Here is a 22096-nt window from a genome sequence, read left to right as displayed (position 1 = left end):
TCTTCAGGCGTAAGACGCTTCAGCACCGAGGATTTTGAAAACCTGCAGGATCGCCGCCATGTTGTCGGGCTCGATGGCGATGCCCAGCGTCTGCTGGAGCCAGCCGCCGAGCCGGGTCCTGGCGTAGTCCGCCGTGAGGCCTTCGCGCTTGTGCACCAGGCCCAGCCGGCCCGCGCGGTAGTGGTAGGAAGCGATGGCATGGCGCGAGGCGATGCCCGAGAGCCCGCCTTCGGCCTCCTTGCCGAAGCCCTCGCACAGCAGAAGGCGCTCGGGCTCGGGCAGCCCCGCGATGAACTCGCGCGCGGCCTGCTGCACCGCCTGCATGCTCAGGCCGTGCTCGGCCAGGCAGCCTTCGAGGTCCTCGTCGGCGCCGATCTCGTCTTCCAGTTGCGCCTCGGTGATCTGGTCGCCGATGGAGAGCTTGCGGCGGAAGGAACTGGCGCGCGTGCAGTCGATGAGATAGCGGCGGAAATACGCGCACAGCGCGAAGGCGGTGGACGGTGCGCTGTGGCCCGCGCGTTCGTCGGCCTCGTCGGGGTCGGCGTCGAGCCGCAGCACCTTCACGTAGATGAACTGCGCCACCAGCTCCTGCCGGCCCTCGCCCAGCACCTGCAGCTCGGGCGGATTGCAGGCCACCAGCGCGTCGCCGACGATGCGGTACATGGCGCCCATCTCGCCCGGGGACAGCGTCTGGCGCCGTCGCCAAAGGCGAACGAGTTCACTGCTTTCCGCGGACGACAGCGTCTCGATCATCGGCTCACCCCCAGGCTGCGCGCACTTCGTGTCGCTTCGCCCACCCCCTTGCAGGGGGCAACACCGGCGGCCCGGCAAAGCCGGTTCCGCGGTGTTCCCCGAACGGACCTCGCTTCGCCGGCCAGCGGGATGGCCATTGGCCCGGGGGCTTGCATCCTTCGATCCTTCAGTCGTCGACGCAGCTGCCTTCAGAGGGAACCAGGCATTGCGGCAGGTTCGCGCCCACCGGCCCACCGCGCGTGCGGATGGCCGAGGACGTGGCCGCCTGCGCCACGGCGAGGCCGCGCGGCAGCAAGATCCAGAGCTGGCCGCGCTCCTTCATGCGGCGCGCGTTGGTCGCGGCCTGCTGGCCGTTGCCGAAGAAGTAGTCGGCCCGCACCGCGCCACGGATGGCGCCGCCGGTGTCCTGCGCAATGGTCAGGCGCTGCATCGGCGCGCCGCTGCCGGGCGTGCGCGTGGAAACGAACACCGGGTAGCCCAGCGGCGTGCTGCGCGGATCGACCGCAATGGAGCGCCCCGCCGACAGCGGCACGCCGAAGGCGCCCACCGGTCCGCCCACCGGCGATGGCGACTCCTTGAAGAACACGTAGCTCGGGTCCTTGATGCCCGAGCCCGTCACCGCGCCACCCGCCGGCCGCCGACCCGGCACCACCACCGGGCCGCTGGCCACCGGTCGTGCCAGCGTGAAGCCACGCGTGCGGATGGTGCCGTTGGCCACGGCCCCGGTGTCGCTGTCGTCATCGTCGCCGTCGTCCAGCTGCAGTTCGATGGAAGAGCCGCGCACCTTCACAGGGCTGCGCGGCTTGCCGTTGGCGGCCTGCGCCAGCGTCGGACGGAAGGGCTGGCCGTTCTGCTCGGCGTAGGCCACGCGCACGATGTCGCCGTTGGCCATGCGGATGCGGCCCGAGCCCTGGATCTGCATCTCGTACAGCGCGGTGGCGCTGCTCACGAACGCAAGCACCTTGGCGTTGGGCGCACCCTTGGTCTCGATCTCTTCGCGCGTGTAGTACGGCAGCAGCTGCTTGCCCTCGATGCGCAGGCGCACCTTGCGGTCGAGCGTGTCGCGCGAGATGCCCGAAAGGTCCAGCGCATAGAGGCCCGGCGCGCCCATGTCGCGCGTGCTCAGGCCCGTTTGCACCACCACGTTGCGGCCTTCCACGCGGGCCGCCACCGTGCCGTTGCCCGGCGGCAGCTTGCGCGCGTCGGCAAAGAGCATGTCTTCTGGCTGGCCGTACACCGGATAGATGAAGGGCGCGCCGTACTGGCGCGCGCCCGCGATCTCGGGTTCGAAGTAGCCGGTGACCACGCCGTCGGGCCGTCGGTCGTCGTCGCGGATCTGGTAGGCCGAAAACTCGCCCTCGAAGAAGCCCCGGATCGCGTTGTTGTTCTTGCTGTCGACCTTCAGCGCGCGGTCGCACACCGACTTCCATTCGGCGCCGCGACCATTGAGCACCTTGCAGCTGCCGAGAAAGGCAGGCCAGCTCTCCGAGAAATCGTCGCGCGACCAGCCCGGCACCGAGTCGAAGCTCACCGATGTGTAGGTGGCCAGCTGCGTCGAGAAAGTGCGGGCCTGGCCGGCCACGCTGGCGCCGGTGGGCGCCGGGCGCGAGGTAGCGGTGCTGCTCGCGCTGGTGTCGGCCGTGGCTGCGCCGGTGTCCGTGGCGGCCGGCGGCGGCGTGGTGCAGCCTGCCAGCAAGGCGATGGCGGCGCCGGTTGCGAGAGCGCTCCAGCCGGTCTCCGGCCCTCTGCGTGCCTGGAGTTGCTGCTTCTGCTGCGGTTGCGATGCGGTCATCATGAAAGCCTCCTTGTCCTGAGAGTCACGGCCCGTAGGCCGACGCTCTGCAGACGATTACTTCTCGACGATTTTGAAATTGCCGACGCCGTAGACGTCGTTGCACGGGGTGTTGGGCGCGCACACCGGCTTGCCCAGGAGAGGCGACGGACCGGTGCCGCGCGTGGCCTCCAGCGCGGCCAGCACGGGCAGCGGGAACACCGGGAATACGCCGTCGTTCTGCACGCCGGCGGCGCTGAAGTCGCGCTCGTGCTCGCTCACCAGCACCGCGAACTGGTCGGTGCCGGCCGGCCCGCCCGCGTCCATCGGCCACGAGGCGCGCGGCAGCGAGAGCGTGCCGCCCGCGGTGATCTTGTTGTACTTGTCCAGCAGGTTCGGGAAGAGCAGGAACATCTCGCCGCCGCTGGACAGCAGGAACACGTACACGAACCCCTCCCGCTTGCTGCGGACCTCGAAGGCGAGCCGGTCCTTGCCGATGGCGACCTCGGCTTTCTTCGGCGTGGCCGTCACGTCGAAGCCGGGCGTCGCGCCGGTGGCGAGCGACTGCAGCGACTCGGCCGGCGTGCGCGGCGCCGGAGGAGGAGGCGGTGGTGGTGGAGGTGGGGGCGGTGGGGCCTCGGCGACCTTGGTGTCGGGCGGCGGAGCCGGCGTGGTGCTGACGACCTGCTTGTCGTCTGCACCGCCGCGCCCCTGGAACCACCACCAGCCACCACCGGCTGCTGCCGCGAGCACGGCGATGGAAGCGAGGGCGACGGCGGTCTTGTTGCTGCCGCCACTTCCTCCCCCCTTGTTGCCCGTCGGAGCGGGCGCGGGCGCAGGCGCCTTCGCACCGCCGCCTGCCTTGCCTGCGATGACCGTGGCGGCGTCCGCATTCGTGCCCATCGACGTGCGCGCGCCGGACGACGATGGCGGCTGCGTGCGCGGCACCGGCGCGATGCTGTGCCCCACCTCCAGGTCGAGCGCCGAGCGCAGCTCCGCCATCGACTGCGGCCGCTGCTCGGGCCGCACGCCCAGCCCCGCGTCGATCGCCTCCAGCAGCCGCGGGCTGTAGCGCTTGCGCAGGATCTCGTTGCCCGCGAGCGGCACATAGCTGTCGGACAGCAGCCGCGCCACCGAAGGCGGCGGCGCGCGGCCGCACACCGCCACGTGCATCACCGCCGCGAGCGCGTACACGTCGGTCCACGCGCCCTGCGACATGTCGGGCATCTCGGCGTACTGCTCGATCGGCGCGTAGCCGGGCTTCAGGATGACCGTGATCGCCTGCGTCTTGTCGGTGATCACGCGGCGCGCGGCGCCGAAGTCCAGCACCACCGGGCGGCCCGAGCCTTCGAGCAGGATGATGTTGTCGGGGGCGATGTCGCGGTGATAGCAGTTGGCGTTGTGCATCACAGCCAGCGCCTGCGTGACGCCGTCCATGATGCGGATCAGCCAGGACTCGTCCACGCCGGCGGGGATCGACACCAGGGCCTCACGCAGCGTCTCGCCCCTGTAGAAGGGCATGACCATGTAGGTGGTGCCCTTTTCCTGCCAGAAGCGGTAGACCTTGAGTAACGACGGGTGGTCGAACTGGGCGAGCAGGCGGGCTTCGTTGATGAAGCTGCGCATGCCGAGGTCGAAGGTTTCGCGGTGCTTCTCCGACAGCGGGATGACCGTGCCGTCCTGCTGCCTCGCCGAGAGCGATGTCGGCAGGTACTCCTTGATCGCCACCACGCGCTCCAGCGTGTGGTCCCAGGCTTCGTAGACGACTCCGAAGCCGCCCTGGCCTATGACTCTTGTGATCTCGAATTCTGCGAGGCGGCTGCCTACGGGGAGGAGGCCGGCTTCCGTTGCGCCGGTGGCGGGGCTTGTTACCGGGTTTGTGCCGGACATGCTCGTGGGGGCACCTGCCGTGATTACCGTGGCGGAGGTGTCGCCTGTCGTCGTGGGCTGCGACGGCGGAGTTGACTTGGGGACTACGCGGGTGCGGTCGTCTTCGTTGGAGTCGGTCATTGACTGGCTCCTCTTTGAGTTGTGCTTGGGGTTTGTTTCCCGGGGCCGGGTCTCGGCCCGGCGGCCGACCTACTTTTCTTTGCTTCGCCAAAGAAAAGTAGGCAAAAGAAAGGCGACCCCACTGTCTGCGACCCCTTCGCTGCGCTACGGGGCAACCTGCGGTGCTCGCGTTTCGCGGGGTCTCGCCCAAACTCGCTTCGCTCAGACAAGGGCGAGCCCTGATCCGCGAAACGCTGCGCTCCTCGGCGCAGCCAGAGGGGATTGGGGACACGCGGGCCATCGCTGCGCTCGGCCGCGGGTGCCCAGCAGGCGCTTTGCGCCTGCTGGGCTTGGAATGGCGCATTGGGTTCGGCGAGGCCACTGGAACTCAATGCCTGGCCGAGCGAAGCGAAGGCCAGTCCAGGCTGTTCAAAAGCCGAGCGAAGCGATGGCGCGGATCGCTCCCTTCTGGCTGCGCCGAGGAGCGCAGGCGCAGGAGGGATCAGGGCCGCAGCTGTTTGAGCGAAGCGAGTTCTGCGGACCCCCTCCTGCGCCGAGCACCGCAGGTTGCCCGCAGCGAAGCGGAGGGACGCAGACAGCAGGGTCGCCTTTTCTTTGCCTACTTTCTTTTGGCGAAGCAAAAGAAAGTAGGTCGCCCGCCGGGGCGAGACCCGGCTCCGGAAGCAAAAACGAGAAGGGAATGTCATCACCCCTCCTCCGCAAACCCAAGAAACAGCGCATCAAACTGCTCATCCCGAGGCAACCCGGTACTCAACATCCGAATCCCCGCCTCTGTAGAAGGATCACTCAACCAAAGCGAAGTCCCTGCCAGCGGCAGATCAAGCGACTCGACAGCAATAACCCGCTCATCGGACAAAGAAGCCTCTTCGACAAAAAGCCTCTGCAGCACAGCATCGAACCGCACCGCATCCAGATCCCCATCCAGCCCCTCCAACGCAGCCTGCGTCGCATGAGCCCACCACCGCAACGCAACAGCCAGCGCCTCGCCTCGCAGGGTCCCGGGCGAATCCGCCTCCAGCTCCACCGCGATGGCAAACGGAAAGTACCGCCCCACCCCATCCACGGAAGGCATCAGCACCCCGATCCAGGCTCGGTCGCCAGCCACCTGCCGTCCCAGCGCAAAGCACCAGATAGGCGCCTCCAGATACCGCTCGGTCCAATCGGCCCGGTCCCGCAGCCGCGACATGCCCCGCTGCAGCCACTGGTCCCACACCGCACGGAACGGCTCAGGCAGCCGCCGATGCGCGAAGTCCCCCATGCCCGGCAATTTCCCGAACCACCCGGGCAGCACGGCGGTGGCGGCAAGAAGCGGGGAAGGCTCGATGCTCACAGCCCCTCCGGACATGAGAACTCGCGCAGCTCGCGCAAGCGAATGGGATGCTGCACGCTGTTGGTCGTCACCTCGAAGCGCGTCTTGCGCGCCCCGATCTGGAAGGTGATGAAGAACTTCTCGGGCGCATCCCCCGCTTCGAGCTGCCCGTCGTCGAGCGCGCGGAACAGGGCCCACGGCCCGTCCACGGCTGCGCCGGAGCTGCCGGTGGTCGATGGCGGGCTGACCTGGATGCGCACCTGGTTGCTGCCCTTCGGGCCCGGCCACTGCACGGCCATGGGCACGACGGGGCCGTGCGCGTATTTCACGAGCTGGCCGTCGACGTCGAGGATGAACTGGGTGATGCCCGCGTCCATTTCCACCGGCTTGAAGTCCAGCCGCATCGACGGGGCCCTGCCGCCGCCGCGGAAGAAGATTTCCTTGATGCGCGCGGCGCGCTCGAACTGCGCGATCGCCTGGGTGGTGATGGCGCCGCGCTCGGCCACGGGCTTGTAGCGCCACGGGCGGGTGCTGGTGTCGACGATGGCGGCCAGGCGCTTCTGGAAGAAGTCGTCCATCAGGCCGCCGGGGCCGAACATCTGGCCGAAGTCCTCGGGCAGCACGTCGCGCTTGCTGCTCTGCACGAAGGGGTAGCGGCCGGCGATGGCGCGCGCGCAGAACTCGGTGACGGGGCGCAGGTCCTGGCTCAGGTTGCCGCGTTCGGCCACCTGGGCCTGCGCGGCGCCGGCCTGGCTCAGGTTCTCGACCATGGAGCGCACGGGCTCCGGCAGGCGGCCGGCGTCGGACTTGAGCTTGCCGGCCACGTCGCCGGGCGGCGGCGAGGTGCGGCCCTTCACGGCCGTGTCGACGGCGTTGAGGTACACGTACACCTCGTTGAAGAGCTTCAGCGCGTCGTCGATGGGCGCGGGCTGGTTGGGGCCGCCCGCGGTGACGAGGCGGCGCAGCGCCTCGAAGCGGTCGTCCACGATGCTCTCGATGCGCTTGCCCGGCGCCACCTGCCGGCCGGGGTCGCCGCCGAACAGGTCTTCCAGGCCCTTGCGGGTGTTGCGCACGGTCTCGGTGGCCTTGCTGACGACGTCCTTGTTGGCGTCGGCGGCGGGGATGAGCGTGGTCTGCTTGACGACGGCGCGCAGGAAGTTGGCGAGCGGCGAATCGACGCCCGAGAGGATGCGCGCGGTCTCGATGTTCTTCTCCAGGCCGTTCACTCGGATCAGGCGCACGTCGGCGAGCAGCGCTTCCCACTGCTTGACGTATTCCTCCAGGTAGAGGCGGCGCACGCGGTCGGTCAGCGCGCCGAGCGCGGCAGCGTCGCGCAGGCGGTTGGCGGCATTGCGGTCCTGTCCGAGCACCCACGGGTCTTCGTTGGCGAGCAGGCCGGTGAGCACCACCACCTCGTTCTGGAATCGCTTGTGGTAGCCGTCGTAGGTGAACATGCCCGGCACGCCCTCGGACAGCGGCTTGCCGCTGATGCGCTCGAACACCAGCGGGCCCGAGGGGCCCGTAGCCGTGGCCACGCTGAAGGCCGGGATGTCCTTGCTGGCGCGCTGGCGCTTCAGGCGGCTGAACACGCGCTGCTCCAGCGGATAACTCGCGAGCACCGCGCGCACGCTGCGCACCAGGTTCTCGTCCATCTTCAGCGGCGAGCGTGGCGGACCCTGGGCGATGAGCACGTCGAGCTGGTCTTCGAGCTGCTTGCGCTGGTCTTCCGGAATGCCGCGGTCGAGGTTGCGCGACCAGTCGAGGGTGATCCAGGCCTTCAGCGCCTCGGCGTCGAAGTGCTCGGGCTGGTAGAGCATCAGGTAGCTCTTGAGCGCCTCGTAGGTGAATTCGAGGTTGTCCTTCTGCGCGGTGCGCAGCTGGTCCTCGATGCGCTTGGCGATCTGCGGCAGGAACGCGTCGTTCAGCGCGCGCTGGTGCGTGAGCATGGCGGCCGCGTCGAGCTTGTCGCCCTGGTAGAGGCCCAGCGTCATCGACAGCGGCTCGTCGCCCTGGCGGTTGTCGGGCGTCTTCCAGATGTCGCGCAGGCTCTGCAGCACGGGCGCCACCTCGACCAGGTTCTGCACGCGCGCGGGCAGCGCCGCGAGGTTCTGCCGGGCGGGCTCCACGCGGGCCTCTACCGACTTCAGGTAGTTCATGTTCTGCAGCGTGCTGTAGCCCCAGGCCGCGAGCAGGCCGACGGTGACGAGCGTCATGGCCGTCACGCCGATCACGCGCAGCGTGTGGCGGCGGCGCTCCAGCTTCACGTCGGCGCCGGCCAGGCGCTGCTCGGGGAACACCACCTCGCGCAGCAGCGAGGTGAGGAAGTAACTGCGCCCGCTGGACTTCTGCGGCGCGAGCATGGCGCGCTCGATGCCGAAGCTGCGCGCCAGGCTGCCCATCACGCGGTCGATGGGGCTGCCCTCCTGCGTGCCGCTGGTGAAGTACACGCCGCGCACCCACGGCGGCTGCGCGAAGCGCGAGCCGGTGAACACCTGCTCCAGCAGGTCCGACAGCAGCGGGCCGATGGAGCCGAACTGCGCCGGAAAGCCGAAGATCGCCGCGCGGCGGTTGCCGTCGGTCTCGCGCTGCATGCGCGCGATGAGGCCGTCGTTCACACGATTGTGCAGCAGCGCGAACTCGCGGTTGAAGGCGGCCGAAAGCCCCTTCTCCTCCACCTGCAGGTTCTCGTCGGCCGGCAGCGTGAAGCCGAAGACCTGCGCGCGCTGCTCCTTGCCGAGGTCGTCGAAGTAGTCGGTGAAGCCGTAGAGCAGGTCGCTCTTGGTGACGAGCACGTACACCGGCAGCCGCGTGGTGAGCTTGCCGTCGAGCTCCAGCAGGCGCGCGCGGATCGATGCGGCAAGCTGGGTACGCGCCTCGGGGCCCTGGCTCAGCAGGTCGGCCACGCTGACGGTGAGGAACACGCCGTTCAGCGGCCTGCGCGGGCGCACCTTCTTCAGCAGCCCCAGGAAGCCTTCCCACGCGCTCTTGTCTTCCGACTGGTGGCTGTCCTGCGTGGTGTAGCGCCCGGCGGTGTCGATGAGCACCGCCTCGTCGGTGAACCACCAGTCGCAGTTGCGCGTGCCGCCCACGCCGCGGATCGCACCGGGGCCGAACTTCTCGGCCAGCGGGAAGCTCAGGCCAGAGTTGACCAGCGCGGTGGTCTTGCCCGCGCCCGGCGCGCCGATGAAGACGTACCAGGGCAGGTCGTAGAGATAGCTGCCGCCCGAGATGGAAAGCCAGTCGCGCCAGCCCGGCTTCTTGCCCGCGGCGTGCATGCGCATCTGCTTGAGCGTGGCGACGGCTTCGCTGAAGCGGGTGTCGAGGATCTTCTGCTCGCCGTTGACCGGCGCGTCGGCCTTGGCGGCGGGCGCCTTCATCAAGCCGTCGGTCAGGTGCTGGCTCGCACGGCGGGCGCGCCAGCGGCGGTACAGCGCGCGCAGCACCACGACGAGCACGATGACGCCGATGACGATGGCGCGCGTGGTCTCGCTTTCGAGCGGCGCGAGCGAGCCGATCTTCACCAGCGGGCCGATCCACCAGATCAGCAGCGCGACGACGATCAGCGCCAGCAGCGTGAGCAGCAGCGGGCTGAAAAGGAAGCCGAAGATTTTCTTGATCATTTCGTCGCTCCCGTGGCTGGAGCAGGAGCGGCGGCCGGCGCGGGCGTGACGCCTTCGGGCCCGGTCAGCAGCACCACTTCCACGCGGCGGTTGCGCGCGCGGTTGGCCGGCGTGTCGTTGGGCGCCACCGGTTCGGCGTCGGCCTTGCCGTCGGCGCGCATGCGCGCGGGGTCGACCAGCGTGGAGAGTGCGCCCTTCACGGCGTCGGCGCGCGCGGCCGACAGGTGCCAGTTCGACGGATAGCGCAGCGAGCGGATCGGCTGGTTGTCGGAATGGCCGGTGATCAGCACCTCGCCCTTCACCTCGGCCAGCGCCTGGCCGATGCGGCGCAGCACCGGCAGCGACTGCGGCATCGGCTCGGCGCTGCCGGAGCCGAAGAAGGAGTCGCCGCGCAGGCGCACCACGCTGCGGTCGGCCTCGTCGGTCACGGTGACGAGGCCCTGCTTCACCTCGGGCTCCAGGAAGCGCGCGAGGCGCGGCGTCTTCGCAGGCAGCGCGGGCGGCGCGATCTGGATGTTGGGCGCGCGCAGGCTGGACACTGCGGCGTACGTGGTGTCGGAGCGGTAGTTCAGCGTGAGCCGCAGCCCGAACCACGCGAGCGCCAGCAGCAGCGCGAAGCCGGCCGCGAACACCCACAGCGGCAGCGACTCGCGCAGCCGCACCGTGCCCGCGCCCTGCCCGCGCCAGTGCGGCGAGAGCTCGGCTTCCACCGGTGGACGGTCCTTGGCGATCAGGTCGGCCAGGCGCTGGCGCACAGAGTCGAGCTGCGCGCGGCCGTTGTCGATCACGCGGTAGCGGCCCTCGAAGCCGAGCGCGAGCACGCTGTAGATCAGCTCCAGCAGCTGGCGGTGCGTGGGCACGTCCTGCGCGAGCTTGGCGAGAAGCTGGAAGACTTTTTCGCCGCCCCATGTCTCGTTGTGGAACTGCACCAGCAGGCTCTGCTTGTTCCAGCCGGCCTGCACGCCCCAGGGCGTGTTGGCCACGGCCTCGTCGAGCGCGGTGCACAGCACGTAGCGCGCGGCGAGCACGGATTCATTGCCCACGCCCGCGCGGCGCGCGCTGGCATCGAACTGGTTCACCGCATCGGCGGTCGACGCACGCAGCGCCGGCACGTTGGGCGGCTGCGCGAGATTGCGCAGCTTTCCGATCAGCACCAGCAGCTTGCCGGCGGCCGACACCAGCGGGTTGAGCAAGCCGAGTTCGCCGACGTCGGCGGCCGGCGTCGGATCGGCCCCGCCGAAGAAAGGCGCCGCAGCGGGCGCGGCAGGTGTGCCGGCCGGCGTGCGCGGCTTGGGCTTGATGACCGTGCGCTCCGACTCGAAGGCGGCAAAAGGATCGGGAGGTGTGCTCATGATGGCTCCACGCTGACGGTGCCACTGGGGGTCATGCTCGTATCGCCCAGAACTGGAGATCGAGCCCCGGGAAGTCCCCCGCGATGTGCATCGCGATGCCGCCCGACTGCTCGAGCTGCCGCCACAGGTCGCTGTTGCGCGTCTCCAGCTCGAAGTAGCTGGCGCCCGTGTGGAAGGGAATCTGCCTCGGCGCCACCGGCATCGGCGTGAGCGTGACGCCCGGCAGCGCGAGGTTGACGAGATCGCGGATGCGCTCGACCGGGCCGATCTTGACCTGCGTGGGAAAACGCGCGCGCAGCGCCTCGCTGGGCATGCTGGCGCTCACCGCGAGCACGAAGGTGGCCTTGCGCTGCAGCTCCACGTCGGTGACCACCGCCACGCGCACGCCATGCTTGCGGTCGTGCAGGTCGATGCGGATGGCCGACTGCTCGAACACCATCGACAGGCTGCGGCGCAGGTCGTCCATGAGCGGACGGAAGCTCATGGCGAGGTCGTCGTGGATGTAGGGGCCGAAGCGCGACACGCGGCGCGAGTCGCGAAAGCTCGCGAGGTCGCCCGCCAGCCCCAGCGCATGCTCGAAGAAGTGCTGCGGGTGCAGCATCGCGCTCTTCGCGAGGTGCGCGAAGATGGCCTCGTTGCGATTGACGGCCTGCAGCAGCATGAAGTCGGCGATCTCGGCCACGCCGCCGGTGCCGCCCTGCGTGAGCCGGCCAGCCAGCGCCTCGCCGCGCTGGCGCAGCAGGCCCAGCAGTTCGTCGAGCCAGGCGCGGATGACGGCATGGCCGGCCACGTCGAGCAGCGGCGGCAGCATGGCGCGGTCGAGCTGCACCTGGTTGTCGACGCGGCGCTCCGCCACGCGGGCCACGCCGATGGTGGTCCAGGCATCGGTGGCCTCGCTGGCGCGCATCAGGCGCGTGTGGAGCTGGCCCAGCTGCAGCATCGCGGTGCGCTCGCCGGCGGTGTTGGAGTCGGGCACTTCCGACTCGAGCACGCGGTGGCGCACCAGCTCTTCATATTCTTCCGCGTCGGCCTCGCGCGCCCCCGCGCGGCGCAGCGGCAGCGCGAGCACCACGGCCTCGTCGCGCATGGCGGCGGGAATGTCGATGGGCTCGGGCAGCGGGTCGACCGCCGGCATGTCGAAGACGGTGCCGTCGCCGAACACGCCGACCGCGCGCACCAGCGCCAGCTTGCCCAGCGTGAGCGCGGCGGGGTCGATCTCCAGTTCGGCGAAGCCCCATGCGTAGGGCGTCGTGGAACGCAGCAGCACGTGCCGCGCGTGATCGGCATGACGCTCGCTCTGCTGCAGGTGCTGAGGCTGCAACAGCATCCCCTCGCTCCAGACCACTTTTGTTCGCCAACTCATCCGCACTCCGTCAACGGCAAGGGTTGCCTGAAAGAAACACGAAGTTTCCGGCTCGGGGGGCTGGTGGCAAATCCGCCTTAAGGCCTAGCTAATGGCCTAGGCGGGGGTTCTGGAGCTACGGCGAAGGGAGTAGAGATTCGCCCGGCGCGCGGGGCCTGTCCGCTCAGCGCGCGGCGGAACGCAGCGTCTCGACCTGCTCGGCGTAGGTCTTCTCGATGCGCTGCAGCCGCTGCTCGCGCGCGGCCTCGTTGACCCACGACGCGGCCATGGCGTGCTGCCTGCCGAGCTGGCGCTCCAGCAGCGCCTGTGGCAGCAGCGCGCTGTCGTCGGCCGCGACATAGCCGTAGGCCGCGCGCAGGCTCTTGAGCACTTCGCGCTCGGCGTCGCCGCGCGCGCCCTTGGCCTTGCCGTAGCCGGTCAGGAAGTTCTGCAGCCGCGCCTGGAACTCTGGCGGGAAGTCGCGCCGCACCACCATCTGCGCGCCGGGTGGCGGCTGCGACTCCCACACCACCTGCAGCCGCTCGGCCTCGATGGGGAACTGCTGGCGGAAGCGCTCGAAGTCGGTGGTGTTGTTGGTGGCCACGTCGGCATCGCCATTCGCCACGGCCAGCGCGGTGGCCTGGTGGGTACCGACGAACTCGCTGCGAAAGCGCGTCTCCATCTCGATGTTGTTCGGCAGGAAGAGCTGGCTCTGCGGCACGATGAAGCCGGTGACGGAGCGGCTGTCGCCGCGCGCGAGCCGCCACTTCTCGGGCTGCGCGAGCAGGCCCTCGAGCGTATTGAGCGGACCGGCCTTGCGCACCAGCAGTACCGCGCGGTGTTCGGGCATGCCGGGGTGCCGCGCGATCTGCGCCACCACCTTCATGCGCCGCTGCATCACGGCGTCGAGCGCCATCTTGCCGGAGAGAAAAGCCATGTCGATCTCGTCGCGGCCGATGGCGCGGTCGAGCTCTTCATAGGTCGGCACCGAATACATGCTGACCGGCATGCCGAGCGAACGGCCCATGTCGTTCATGAGCGGCGTCCACAGCGCACGCGACTCGACGGTGCCGCCCAGCGGCAGCACGCCGAAGCGGATCATCCGGATGGCCGGCGCAGAGGCGCCCTTCTCGGCAGGCGAAACGGCGGCCGCGGGCGCCTGCTGGGCCACGGCAGGCAGGACTATGAAGAAAGCCAGCAGCACAGCGGCCGCTCGCCTGAACCCGGCTCCCACGCTCATGGCGACACGTCCTTGAGCACGCTGACCTGGTCGGCGTAGCTGCTCTCGATGCGCTGCAGCCGGGCTTCGCGCGCGGCGTCGTTCACCCATTGCGCGGTCATGGCGTTCTGCTTCGCCAGCTGGTAGGCCAGCCTGGCGGCCGGCTGCAGCGAGCTGTTGTCGGCGGCCACGAAGCCGGCCAGGTCGTGCAGCGACTTCAGCACCACGCGCTCGGCGTCGCCGCGCGGGCCCTTGGCACGGCCGTAGGCGACCAGGAAGGCCTGCACGCGCTTGCGCAGCTCGGGCGTGTATTCGCGCCGCACCACGATCTGCGCGTGCGGGATCAGCTCGGACTCCCACAGCACCTGCAGCCGCTCGGTCTCGGCCGGAAAGCGCGTCTTGAAGCGCTCGAAGTCGGCCGTGTTGTTGGTGGCCACGTCGGCCTCGTTATTGGCCACGGCCAGCGCGGTGGCCTGGTGGGTGCCGACGATCTCGCTGCGAAAGCGCGTCTCCATCGCGATGTGGTTCGGCAGGAAGAGCTGCAGCTGCGGCACGATGAAGCCCGACACCGACTGCTTCTCGCCGCGCGCGAGCCGCCAGCGATCGGGCTGGTCGAGCAGGTTCTTCAGCGAATTGAAGGGCGGCGCCTTGCGCGACAGCAGCAGTGCCCGGTAGCCGGGCAGGCCGTCGTGGCGCACCACCTGCGCCACCACCTTCATGCGGCGCTGGGTGACGGCGTCGAGCGCCATCTTTCCCGAGAGGAAGGCCATGTCGACCTCGTCGCGCTGGATGGCCTGCTCCAGCGCCTCGTACGAGTTGACCGACAGCACGCTCACCGGCCGGTTGATGGCGCGGCTGAGCTCGGCCAGCAGGGGGTCCCAGTCGCTGCGCGACTCGAAGGCGCCCCCCAGCGGCAGGATGCCGAAGCGCACCGGGCCGTCCAGCGGATGGCCCTGCGCCGGCGCCGCCAGGGGCAGCACCGCCAGCAGCGCCAACGCGGCCGCGCGGAGCCAGGCGGCTGGAAACTCGGCGAATCGGCGCATGGAAGCCAGCATTTCTGGAGCGAAAGACATAGGGCCGGCGCGCATCGGCGGGTCTAACATGGCAGCGCGGACGTCATTAAATATCAATTACAAGCATTTTTTGTGATGTTTTACCTAGCTTTCCCGCTCCGGACGGCCCCAATAAGCTCGGCCCCCATGCGTCCGATGCGCCCATGAACTGGAATTTCCGCGTCATCCGAGGCCTGGCCCGCCTGACCTTCGCCCAGCAGCTGATCCTGCTGGCGATGGTGCCGGCGGCCCTGGCCACGCTGGCGGCGATCGCCGTGCTGACGCGCCAGCACCTGGGCAACCTCACCGAGCTGATGCGGGCCAACGCGCAGACCGTGGCACTGCAGGTGGCCACCGTGGCGCAGGCGCCGCTGGCGCGCATGGACCGCCGCGCGCTGGCGCGCACCGCCCAGTCGGGCACCTACCAGCCCAACGTGCAGCAGGTGCAGATCTGGACGGAGGACGGCGAGATCGTCGCCAACTCCGAGACCATCGACCGCGCCCGCGCCGAGGGCCTGCAGGTGGTGGTGCCCATCGTGAGCGACGACGGCCGCCACAACGGCAAGGTGATGGTCGAGATGAGCCTGGCGGCCGTGCAGAGCGCGCGGCGCTCGGTGTGGTTCAACGTGGGGCTGGTGCTGGCGATCAGCCTCTTCGGGGTGGGCCTGGCGGGCTGGTGGGCGGCGCGGCGCATCAGCGAGCCCATCCGCGCGCTGGGCAAGGCGGTCGACCGGCTGGGCGCGGGCGAGGACGCGAGCGTGGCCATCGAGGGCACGGCGGAGGTGCGACACCTGCAGCAGGGCTTCAACGAGGCCGCGCGCGCGCTCGCCGAGAGCCACCGCCTGCTGCAAAGCCGCATCAACGAGGCCACGGCCGAGCTGGCGCGCAAGAACCAGCTGCTCGAAGTGGCCAGCCAGGCCAAGACCCGGCTGCTGGCAGCCGCGAGCCACGACCTGCGCCAGCCGCTGCACGCGCTCACGCTCTTCTCCGACGGGCTGGCCAACGGCGAGAGCGACCCGGTGAAGCTGCAGCGCATCGGCCACATCCGCGAGTGCGTGGATTCGCTGGACCGCCTCTTCTCCGAGCTGCTGAACCTGTCGCAGCTCGACGCGGGCGTGCTGCAGCCGCAGTGGATCGACTTTCCGCTCGACCGGCTGTTCGAGGAGATCAGCCGCAACTTCCGCCCGGTGGCCGAGCAGCAGGGCCTGCGGCTGGTGGTGCGCAAGACCGACGTGTGGGTGCGCTGCGACTACGTGATGCTCTCGCGCATCCTGAACAACCTGGTGTCGAACTCGCTGCGCCACACCATCGAGGGCGGCGTGCTCATCGGCGCCCGGCGGCGCGGCCGGGGCGTGCGCATCGACGTGGTCGACACCGGCGTGGGCATCGCCGCGCACCACCAGGCGCGGGTGTTCGAGGAGTTCTACCAGGTCGAGCCCGCGAGCCGGCAGGCATCGCGCGGCACGCGCGGCATGGGGCTGGGCCTGGCCACGGTGCAGCGGCTGGCCGAGCTGCTCAACACGCGCGTGGAACTGAGCTCGAAGCTGCACAAGGGCACCTGCGTGCGGGTGCTGGTGCGCTCGGCGCCTGCCGCGCTGCCGGCGCCCGCGGCGTCGCCCGCCGTCGCCGCCATCGAGGAGGAGGAAAGCCTGGCCGGCGTGCGCATCATGGTGATCGACGACGAGCGCACCATCCTCGAGGGCCTGACGGTGGTGCTCTCCAACTGGGGCGCCGAGGTGCTGCCCGCGCAGACCCGCGCCGAGGCGCTGACCATGGCCGACGGCTGGGCGCAGCCGCCCGACGTGGTCATCAGCGACCTGCTGCTGCAGGGCGGCGACAACGGCCTGGACGTGATCGCCGCGCTGGAGCGCCATCCGCGCGGCATCGGCGCCGGCACCGCGCGCCTGCTGGTGACCGGAGAGACCAAGCCCGACCGCCTGCGCGAGGTGGCGAGCGCCGGCATCACGGTGCTCTACAAGCCGGTGTCGCCGCGCGTGCTGCGCCAGGCGATACAGGCGCAGCGTGCGGCGGCGGCGCAGGCGGTGGGGGCATAGGGCCTGCGGTAAGTGCCTGGGTACTCCATCGGGCATAGGCCGTGCGGCCATCGCCGCGTGGAATTCGTCACGCGGGCAGGCCACCGTCGACGCTGACATAAGCCCTCCGCCTTATCGCGCGAAGAGGGGGTCGTCCTTACATTGGATCATCGCTCCTCGCTGCGGAAGCAGTCCATGTTTGTTGCCGTGATCTCCGTTCTCCCGCCCTCCTCGAGAAGGCTGTGGCGCGCCGCCCGCAGCGCGCTGGTGGCGGCGCTCGCGTGGGCCGCGGCTGGCGGCAGTGTCGCGGCCGCCAGCCTCACGGTACTGATGGGCGACGACATGGCTGCGTCTTCGGAGTTCGTGCAGCAGCTGCGCGCGGACCAGGAGCCGGGCGGCAGGTTCGAGCTGGTGCGCGTCTCGCCCGGCGCACCCGGCGCGGCGCAACCCGAGGCGGCCGCGGCTCCCGACACCGAACGCGCCGCCAACGCGGGTGTGCGCACGCGCGGCCTGCGCCCCAGCGCCGCCGACACGCCGCTCACCATGGCCGTGGGCCCCGCCGCCGCGCGCGCCGCGGTCGAGCGCCCGGGCCAGGAGCCGCTGGTGCTGGCGATGCTCAGCCGCCTCGAATATGAAACCCTGAAGGCCTCCAGCCCGGCGCTGCGGCGCGGCGACCGCCGCGTGGGCGTGCTGCTGCGCGACCCGGCCATGGCCGACCAGCTCGCGCTGGTCAACGCGGTGCTGCCGCAGAAGCACCGCGTTGGCGTGGTCGCCACGCCCGAGTCGGAGCCGCTGGTGCGCGAGCTTCAGCGCGCAGCTCAAGGCGCGAATCCGGCGTGGGACCTGCGCGTGGAATACGCGCCCGACGCGCGGTCGATCGCCTCGGCCCTGCGCCAGGTGGTGCCGCAGAGCGACGCGCTGATGGTGCTGCCCGACCTGATCGGCGACAACCAGGCCGCCACGCTCTCGGTGCTGCGCGCCGCCGCGACCGCCGGCCTGCCGGTGTTCGGCGCCAGCGAGGGGCTGGTGCGCTCGGGCGGCCTGGCGGCGGCGGTCTCCACGCCCTCGCAGCTCGCCCAGCAGGCGCGGCAGCTCGGCCAGAAGGTCGCGAGCGCCGGCACGGGCAGCGGCAACAGCAACGCACCGCTGGTGGAAGCTGCGACGCCCGCCACCGTGCGCGTCAACGCGACCGTGGCACGCGGACTCGGCCTGCGCCTGCCGGAGGAACGGGAACTGACCGACCGGCTCGCGGCCCCGCGATGAGCAGCGTTCCGCCCTCCCACGACCCGGCTGGGCCCTCGGGGACGGAGGGCGCGGGCACGCCATCGCAGTCCCCGCCATCGCCATCCCCGCCGCCCGCATCCTTCCAGTCGCCCCACACGCTGGTCGTGCGCGGCAACCTGCAGCGCGACCTGTTTCGCCTTGGCGTGGTGCCGTGCGCGGCGGTGGCGCTGGCGCTCACCGGCTGGTTCACGCACAACCGGCTGCAGACCCTCGAAGCCGCCTTCGACGCCGAGGGCCAGGCCGTGGCGCGGCAGGTCGCGGCCATGTCCGACCTGAGCCTCTACGCGGGCGACGTGCCGGCGCTGCAGAACGTGGCCAATGCCGCGCTGCGCGGCGGTCAGGTCACTCGTGTGGAAATCAGCAACAGCGCGGGCATCTACGTGACGGCCGGGCCGAAGACTGCGTCGCTCGCGCAGCTGCGCATGTTCACCTCGCCGGTCACACTGCGCGAGGCCTCGCGCGCCAGCGCCTTCGCGCCGGCCGGCTCCACCGCGGCGGGCGACACGCCCATCGGCCTGGTGCAGACCTTCCGCGACACCACCGCCTACACGCGCGAGCGCAGCCGCTCGCTCATCGCCGGCATCGGCATCGCGCTGGTGGCGCTGATGGCGGCATGGGCCTCGGTACGCCACATGGCGCGCACGGTGGCGCGGCCGCTGCGGCGCGTGTCGCGCACGGTCGCGGCGCTGGAGGCCGGGCATTTCGAGGTGCGCTGCGACGTGGTGGAAGGCGGCACGCGCGGCACGCACGAGCTCGCGGTGCTCGCGCACGACATCGACCGCCTGGCCGAGCGCCTGCAGCGCAACCGCCAGATCAGCGAAGAGCGCGTGCGCGAGGCCACCGCCGTCGCGCTGCAGCGCATGGCCGAGGCGGAGCAGGCAGCTCTTTCGCGCGCGCGCTTCCTCGCGGCCGCGAGCCACGACCTGCGCCAGCCGCTGCATGCCATGGGCCTCTTCATCGACGGACTGCTGCCCGGCGCCACGCCCGCGCAGCGCCCGGCCGTGCTGCGGCTGCAGGAAAGCACCGAGTTCATGGGCGTGCTGCTCGACGACCTGCTCGAAATCTCGCGGCTCGACGCGCAGGTGCTCACGCCGGCGATCGCGAAGGTGCCGCTCGCGGAACTCTTCGACCAGCTCGACGCGCAGCACGCCGCGGCCGCCGTCGAGGCCCGCGTGCGGCTGCGCTGGAGCGACCGCGGGCTGGCCGTGCGCAGCGACGCGGCGATGCTGCGGCGCATCGTCGGCAATCTCGTCACCAACGCGCTGCGCCACGCGCCCGAGGGCGGCACGGCGCTGGTGGCGGCGCGGCGCAGCGCGGGCGGCGTGCGCATCGAGGTGCGCGACAACGGCGTGGGCATCGCGCCCATCCACCAGGGCCGCATCTTCGAGGAGTTTTACCAGGTGGCCAACACCGAGCGCGACCGGCGCCGCGGCTTCGGGCTGGGGCTGGCGATCTGCGCGCGCATCGCCGCGCTGCTGGGCACGCGCATCACGGTGCGCTCGGCGCTGCAGGCGGGCAGCACATTCGCCTTCACGCTGCCGGCCGCGCGGCTGGCCGACGTGGCGCCACCGCAGCCGGCGCCGATGGCGCCCGCGCCGCTGGTGGGCCTGCGCTGCCTGGTGGTGGACGACGACCCCGCCATCCTCGACGGCAGCCGCGCGCTGCTGGAGCAATGGGGCTGCCAGGTGGAGTGCGTGAGCACCGGCGCCGAGGCCATCGCGCGGCTGGGCACCGGCGACATCCACTACGACGCGGTGCTGTGCGACCTGCAGCTCGCGGGCGAAGGCGACGGCGTGGACGTGATCGACGCCGCCAGGCGGCTGCAGCCCGAGGCGCTGGCGGTGCTGGTCTCGGGCGCCACCGGGCCCGAGGTGCTGCAGAGGCTGCGCCACGGCGGCGTGATGCTGCTGACCAAGCCGGTCGCGCCGGCCAAGCTGCGCGCGCTGCTCACCACGCGGCGACAGGTGCCGGCGCACTGAGCGCAGGCGCCGGTCAGTCGATACCGGCCCGCGAGAACTGCTGCCGGTACGCCGTCGGCGACACCTTGAAGGCCGAGAGGAAATGCTTGCGCAGCGACACCGCCGAGCCGAAGCCGGCGCCGGTGGCCACGCGCTCCACCGGATGGTCGGTGGTTTCGAGCAGGCGCTGCGCGAGCGCCAGGCGCTGGTTCTGCATCCACTGGCCGACGGTGGTGCCGGTGGATTCGCGGAAGCGCCGCGTGAAGTTGCGCCGGCTCATGAGCGCGCGCCGCGCGAGGTCGTCGAGCTCGTGCGGCCTGTCGAGGTGCCGGCCCAGCCATTCGAGCAGCGGCGCGAGCCGGTCGCGCTCGGCGGTGGCGGGCACCGGCTGCTCGATGTACTGCGCCTGCCCGCCCTGCCGGTGCGGCGCCACCACCATGCGCCGCGCGGCGCGGTTGGCGGTCTCGGCGCCGTAGCGCACGCGCAGCAGGTGCAGGCAGCAGTCGATGCCGGCCGCGGTGCCGGCGGAGGTGAGCACGTTGCCGTCTTCCACGTAGAGCACCTCGGGCTGCAGCTTCACCTTCGGGTACTGCCTGGCGAAGGCGGGCGCCAGCTTCCAGTGCGTGGTGGCCGGGCGGCCGTCGAGCAGGCCGGCCTCGGCCAGCACGAAGGCGCCCAGGCACAGGCCCATCACGGTGGCGCCGCGCCGGTGCGCGGCCTGCAGCGCGCGAACGAGCTCGGGCGGCGCCGCGCTGCAGTCGTCGCGCCATGAGGGCACCACCACGATGCGCGCGCGGCGTATCGCCTCCAGCCCGTGCGGCACCACCAGCGAGAAGCCCGCGTTGGTGCGCAGCTCGCCGGGCTCGGGCGCGCACACCTGCACGCGGAAGCGCGGCGCACCGGCCTCGGTGCGGTCCTCGCCGAAGACCATGCAGGGCACGGACAAGTGGAAGGGACTGATGCCGTCGAAGGCGACGACCGCGACGGTTTCGGTGGCAGCGGTGCTCATGGCCCGATCTTATCGATGAATGGCTTTCGGGCCACTTTCGGGGAATGGGGCCCACGGGAAGAATCCAGTCATCCGAACCACACAAGAGAAGGAGCCCATCATGAGCAGCAACACAACCAGGCCGCGCCGCGCCCTCGTCGTGATCGACGTGCAGAACGAATACTTCGAAGGCGGAGGCCTGCCGATCGAGTACCCGCCCATCCTGGACACGCTGCCGAACGTGACGAAGGCCATGGACGCCGCGCGCGCCGCCGGCACGCCGGTGGTGGTGGTGCGCCACCATGCGCCCAAGGGCGCGCCGGTGTTCCAGGCCGACGCGCACAACGGCCAGCTGCACCCCGAGATCGCGAAGCGGCCGCACGACCACCTGGTCACCAAGAGCTTTCCGAGCGTGTTCACCGGCACCGACTTCGCCGACTGGCTCGCGCGCAACGAGATCGACACGCTGAGCGTGGCCGGCTACATGACGCAGAACTGCGACGCCTCCACCGTGTACGAGGCCATGCACCGCGGCCTGGCCGTGGAGTTCCTCGCGGACGCCAGCGGTGCTCTGCCCTACGAGAACGCGGCGGGCAAGGTCACGGCGCAGGAGATCCACCGCGTCTTCAGCGTGGTGTTCCACAGCAACTTCGCGGCCGTGACCTCCACCGATGCATGGATCACGGCAATGCGCGAAGGCCAGGTCATCCCGAAGGACAACGTCGTGATGTCCAACCGCCGCGCACGAGGCGTCGCCTAAATGGCGCGAGCCTCGCGGGGTCGGCGCGCCCCGAGGCACTCACCGTGAGAAGCCGACCTCGAGAAGATCGTCGGATGGCTTCTCGAAGCGCCGGGCATCGTCGATGGGCTTCCACAGCACATTGGTCGATGGCCCGGCGGAGTCGCCTTCGACCTGAAGCCGCGCCATCAGAGGCACCGGCGAAGCCGCCATCGCCACGACGCCCGTTGCCAGTTGCATCGCCTTGCGTCGCGTCGGGTTGTGTTCCGCTGTCATCGTGGATTCCCTCATTGGATCGCCACGGCTTCGGCCGGTGCACCCGGCACCGCAACGCGGAACTTCAGGCCGTCCAGCAGCCTGTCCCACAGCGCGATGGCTTCCTCGTCACTGAGCGAGGAAGCCGGCGCCGCGCCGATGCGATCTGCCATGACCTTGGTGTGCATAGTCACGTCGAGGTTGCCGGGACGCGCGACGCTGCCGCCGTTCTCGCCGATGAACATCCATTCGAAGTCGTGCGTGCCGTCGGCACGGCGCACCAGCGACTCCTCGCCATTCCAGCCGTGGACATTCTTCCTGCCCTCGCGCAAGGTGGTGAGCTTGGGGTACCTGCTGCCGGCCTCGCGCTTGCGGTCGGCGATGAGCTTGAGCAGGCCATCGCTGTTGCCG

Annotated in this window: 16 protein-coding genes; 4 read left to right on the top strand and 12 right to left on the bottom strand. The window is 70.5% G+C overall.

Features of this window, described 5'->3' with window-relative positions; genetic code table 11:
- Positions 1-3: 3 nt before the first annotated feature.
- From EJP67_RS31890 to phnD, 9 genes are all read right to left on the bottom strand, one after another.
- The gene (locus EJP67_RS31890; RefSeq protein WP_126025720.1) at positions 4-753 is read right to left on the bottom strand and encodes a hypothetical protein; all 750 of its coding nucleotides are present in this window, start codon (positions 751-753) and stop codon (positions 4-6) included.
- A gap of 166 nt (positions 754-919) precedes the next feature.
- Positions 920-2548, bottom strand: coding sequence for a murein transglycosylase A (mltA, locus tag EJP67_RS31885; protein WP_206169588.1), 1629 nt, complete (start codon positions 2546-2548; stop codon positions 920-922).
- 54 nt (positions 2549-2602) lie between these two features.
- A complete protein-coding gene (locus EJP67_RS31880; RefSeq protein WP_126025719.1) occupies positions 2603-4534 on the bottom strand; it encodes a serine/threonine-protein kinase in 1932 nt (643 codons plus the stop codon).
- A gap of 685 nt (positions 4535-5219) precedes the next feature.
- Positions 5220-5864 carry a type VI secretion system-associated protein TagF gene (tagF, locus tag EJP67_RS31870; protein ID WP_126025718.1) on the bottom strand — a complete coding sequence of 215 codons (645 nt, stop codon included), beginning with the start codon at positions 5862-5864 and terminating at the stop codon, positions 5220-5222.
- Entirely contained in the window at positions 5861-9463 is a 3603-nt protein-coding gene (gene tssM / locus EJP67_RS31865) for a type VI secretion system membrane subunit TssM (protein ID WP_126025717.1), read from the bottom strand. Before tssM ends, tagF begins: the two co-directional genes overlap by 4 nt.
- A complete protein-coding gene (locus tag EJP67_RS31860; RefSeq protein WP_126025716.1) occupies positions 9460-10815 on the bottom strand; it encodes a DotU family type VI secretion system protein in 1356 nt (451 codons plus the stop codon). The genes tssM and EJP67_RS31860 overlap by 4 nt, the downstream gene beginning before the upstream one ends.
- A 31-nt stretch (positions 10816-10846) precedes the next feature.
- Complete coding sequence (tssK, locus tag EJP67_RS31855) at positions 10847-12178, bottom strand: type VI secretion system baseplate subunit TssK (protein ID WP_126025715.1); 1332 nt, start codon at positions 12176-12178, stop codon at positions 10847-10849.
- Positions 12179-12341: 163 nt separating this feature from the next.
- Positions 12342-13397 carry a phosphate/phosphite/phosphonate ABC transporter substrate-binding protein gene (locus tag EJP67_RS31850; protein WP_126025714.1) on the bottom strand — a complete coding sequence of 352 codons (1056 nt, stop codon included), beginning with the start codon at positions 13395-13397 and terminating at the stop codon, positions 12342-12344.
- The gene (gene phnD / locus EJP67_RS31845; protein WP_126025770.1) at positions 13394-14431 is read right to left on the bottom strand and encodes a phosphate/phosphite/phosphonate ABC transporter substrate-binding protein; all 1038 of its coding nucleotides are present in this window, start codon (positions 14429-14431) and stop codon (positions 13394-13396) included. The genes EJP67_RS31850 and phnD overlap by 4 nt, the downstream gene beginning before the upstream one ends.
- A gap of 161 nt (positions 14432-14592) precedes the next feature.
- Between phnD and EJP67_RS31840 the strand changes: the two genes are divergently transcribed.
- The 3 genes from EJP67_RS31840 (at position 14593) to EJP67_RS31830 (ending at position 19724) form a co-directional block, all read left to right on the top strand.
- Entirely contained in the window at positions 14593-16482 is a 1890-nt protein-coding gene (locus EJP67_RS31840; protein WP_126025713.1) for an ATP-binding response regulator, read from the top strand.
- 186 nt (positions 16483-16668) lie between these two features.
- The gene (locus tag EJP67_RS31835; protein WP_240650846.1) at positions 16669-17724 is read left to right on the top strand and encodes an ABC transporter substrate binding protein; all 1056 of its coding nucleotides are present in this window, start codon (positions 16669-16671) and stop codon (positions 17722-17724) included.
- Complete coding sequence (locus tag EJP67_RS31830) at positions 17721-19724, top strand: ATP-binding response regulator (protein ID WP_126025712.1); 2004 nt, start codon at positions 17721-17723, stop codon at positions 19722-19724. Before EJP67_RS31835 ends, EJP67_RS31830 begins: the two co-directional genes overlap by 4 nt.
- 13 nt (positions 19725-19737) lie before the next feature.
- On the opposite strand, the gene EJP67_RS31825 is transcribed toward EJP67_RS31830, so the two are convergent.
- Positions 19738-20712, bottom strand: a complete 975-nt coding sequence (locus EJP67_RS31825; RefSeq protein ID WP_126025711.1) for a GlxA family transcriptional regulator — start codon at positions 20710-20712, stop codon at positions 19738-19740.
- Positions 20713-20812: 100 nt separating this feature from the next.
- Between EJP67_RS31825 and EJP67_RS31820 the strand changes: the two genes are divergently transcribed.
- A complete protein-coding gene (locus tag EJP67_RS31820; RefSeq protein ID WP_126025710.1) occupies positions 20813-21451 on the top strand; it encodes a cysteine hydrolase family protein in 639 nt (212 codons plus the stop codon).
- A 39-nt stretch (positions 21452-21490) separates the two neighbouring features.
- Here the strand turns inward: EJP67_RS31820 and EJP67_RS31815 are convergent, their stop codons facing one another.
- Both EJP67_RS31815 and EJP67_RS31810 read right to left on the bottom strand, forming a co-directional pair.
- Positions 21491-21706, bottom strand: coding sequence for a hypothetical protein (locus EJP67_RS31815; protein ID WP_126025709.1), 216 nt, complete (start codon positions 21704-21706; stop codon positions 21491-21493).
- A gap of 11 nt (positions 21707-21717) precedes the next feature.
- Positions 21718-22096, bottom strand: a 379-nt coding sequence (locus EJP67_RS31810) for a T6SS immunity protein Tli4 family protein (RefSeq protein ID WP_240650845.1), incomplete at its 5' end; no start/stop codon positions are given.

Origin of the sequence: Variovorax guangxiensis, from assembly GCF_003952165.1 — a bacterium.
In the GTDB taxonomy this organism is placed as follows: Bacteria; Pseudomonadota; Gammaproteobacteria; order Burkholderiales; family Burkholderiaceae_C; genus Variovorax; species Variovorax guangxiensis.
This window is presented reverse-complemented; position numbering and strand designations above follow the sequence as displayed.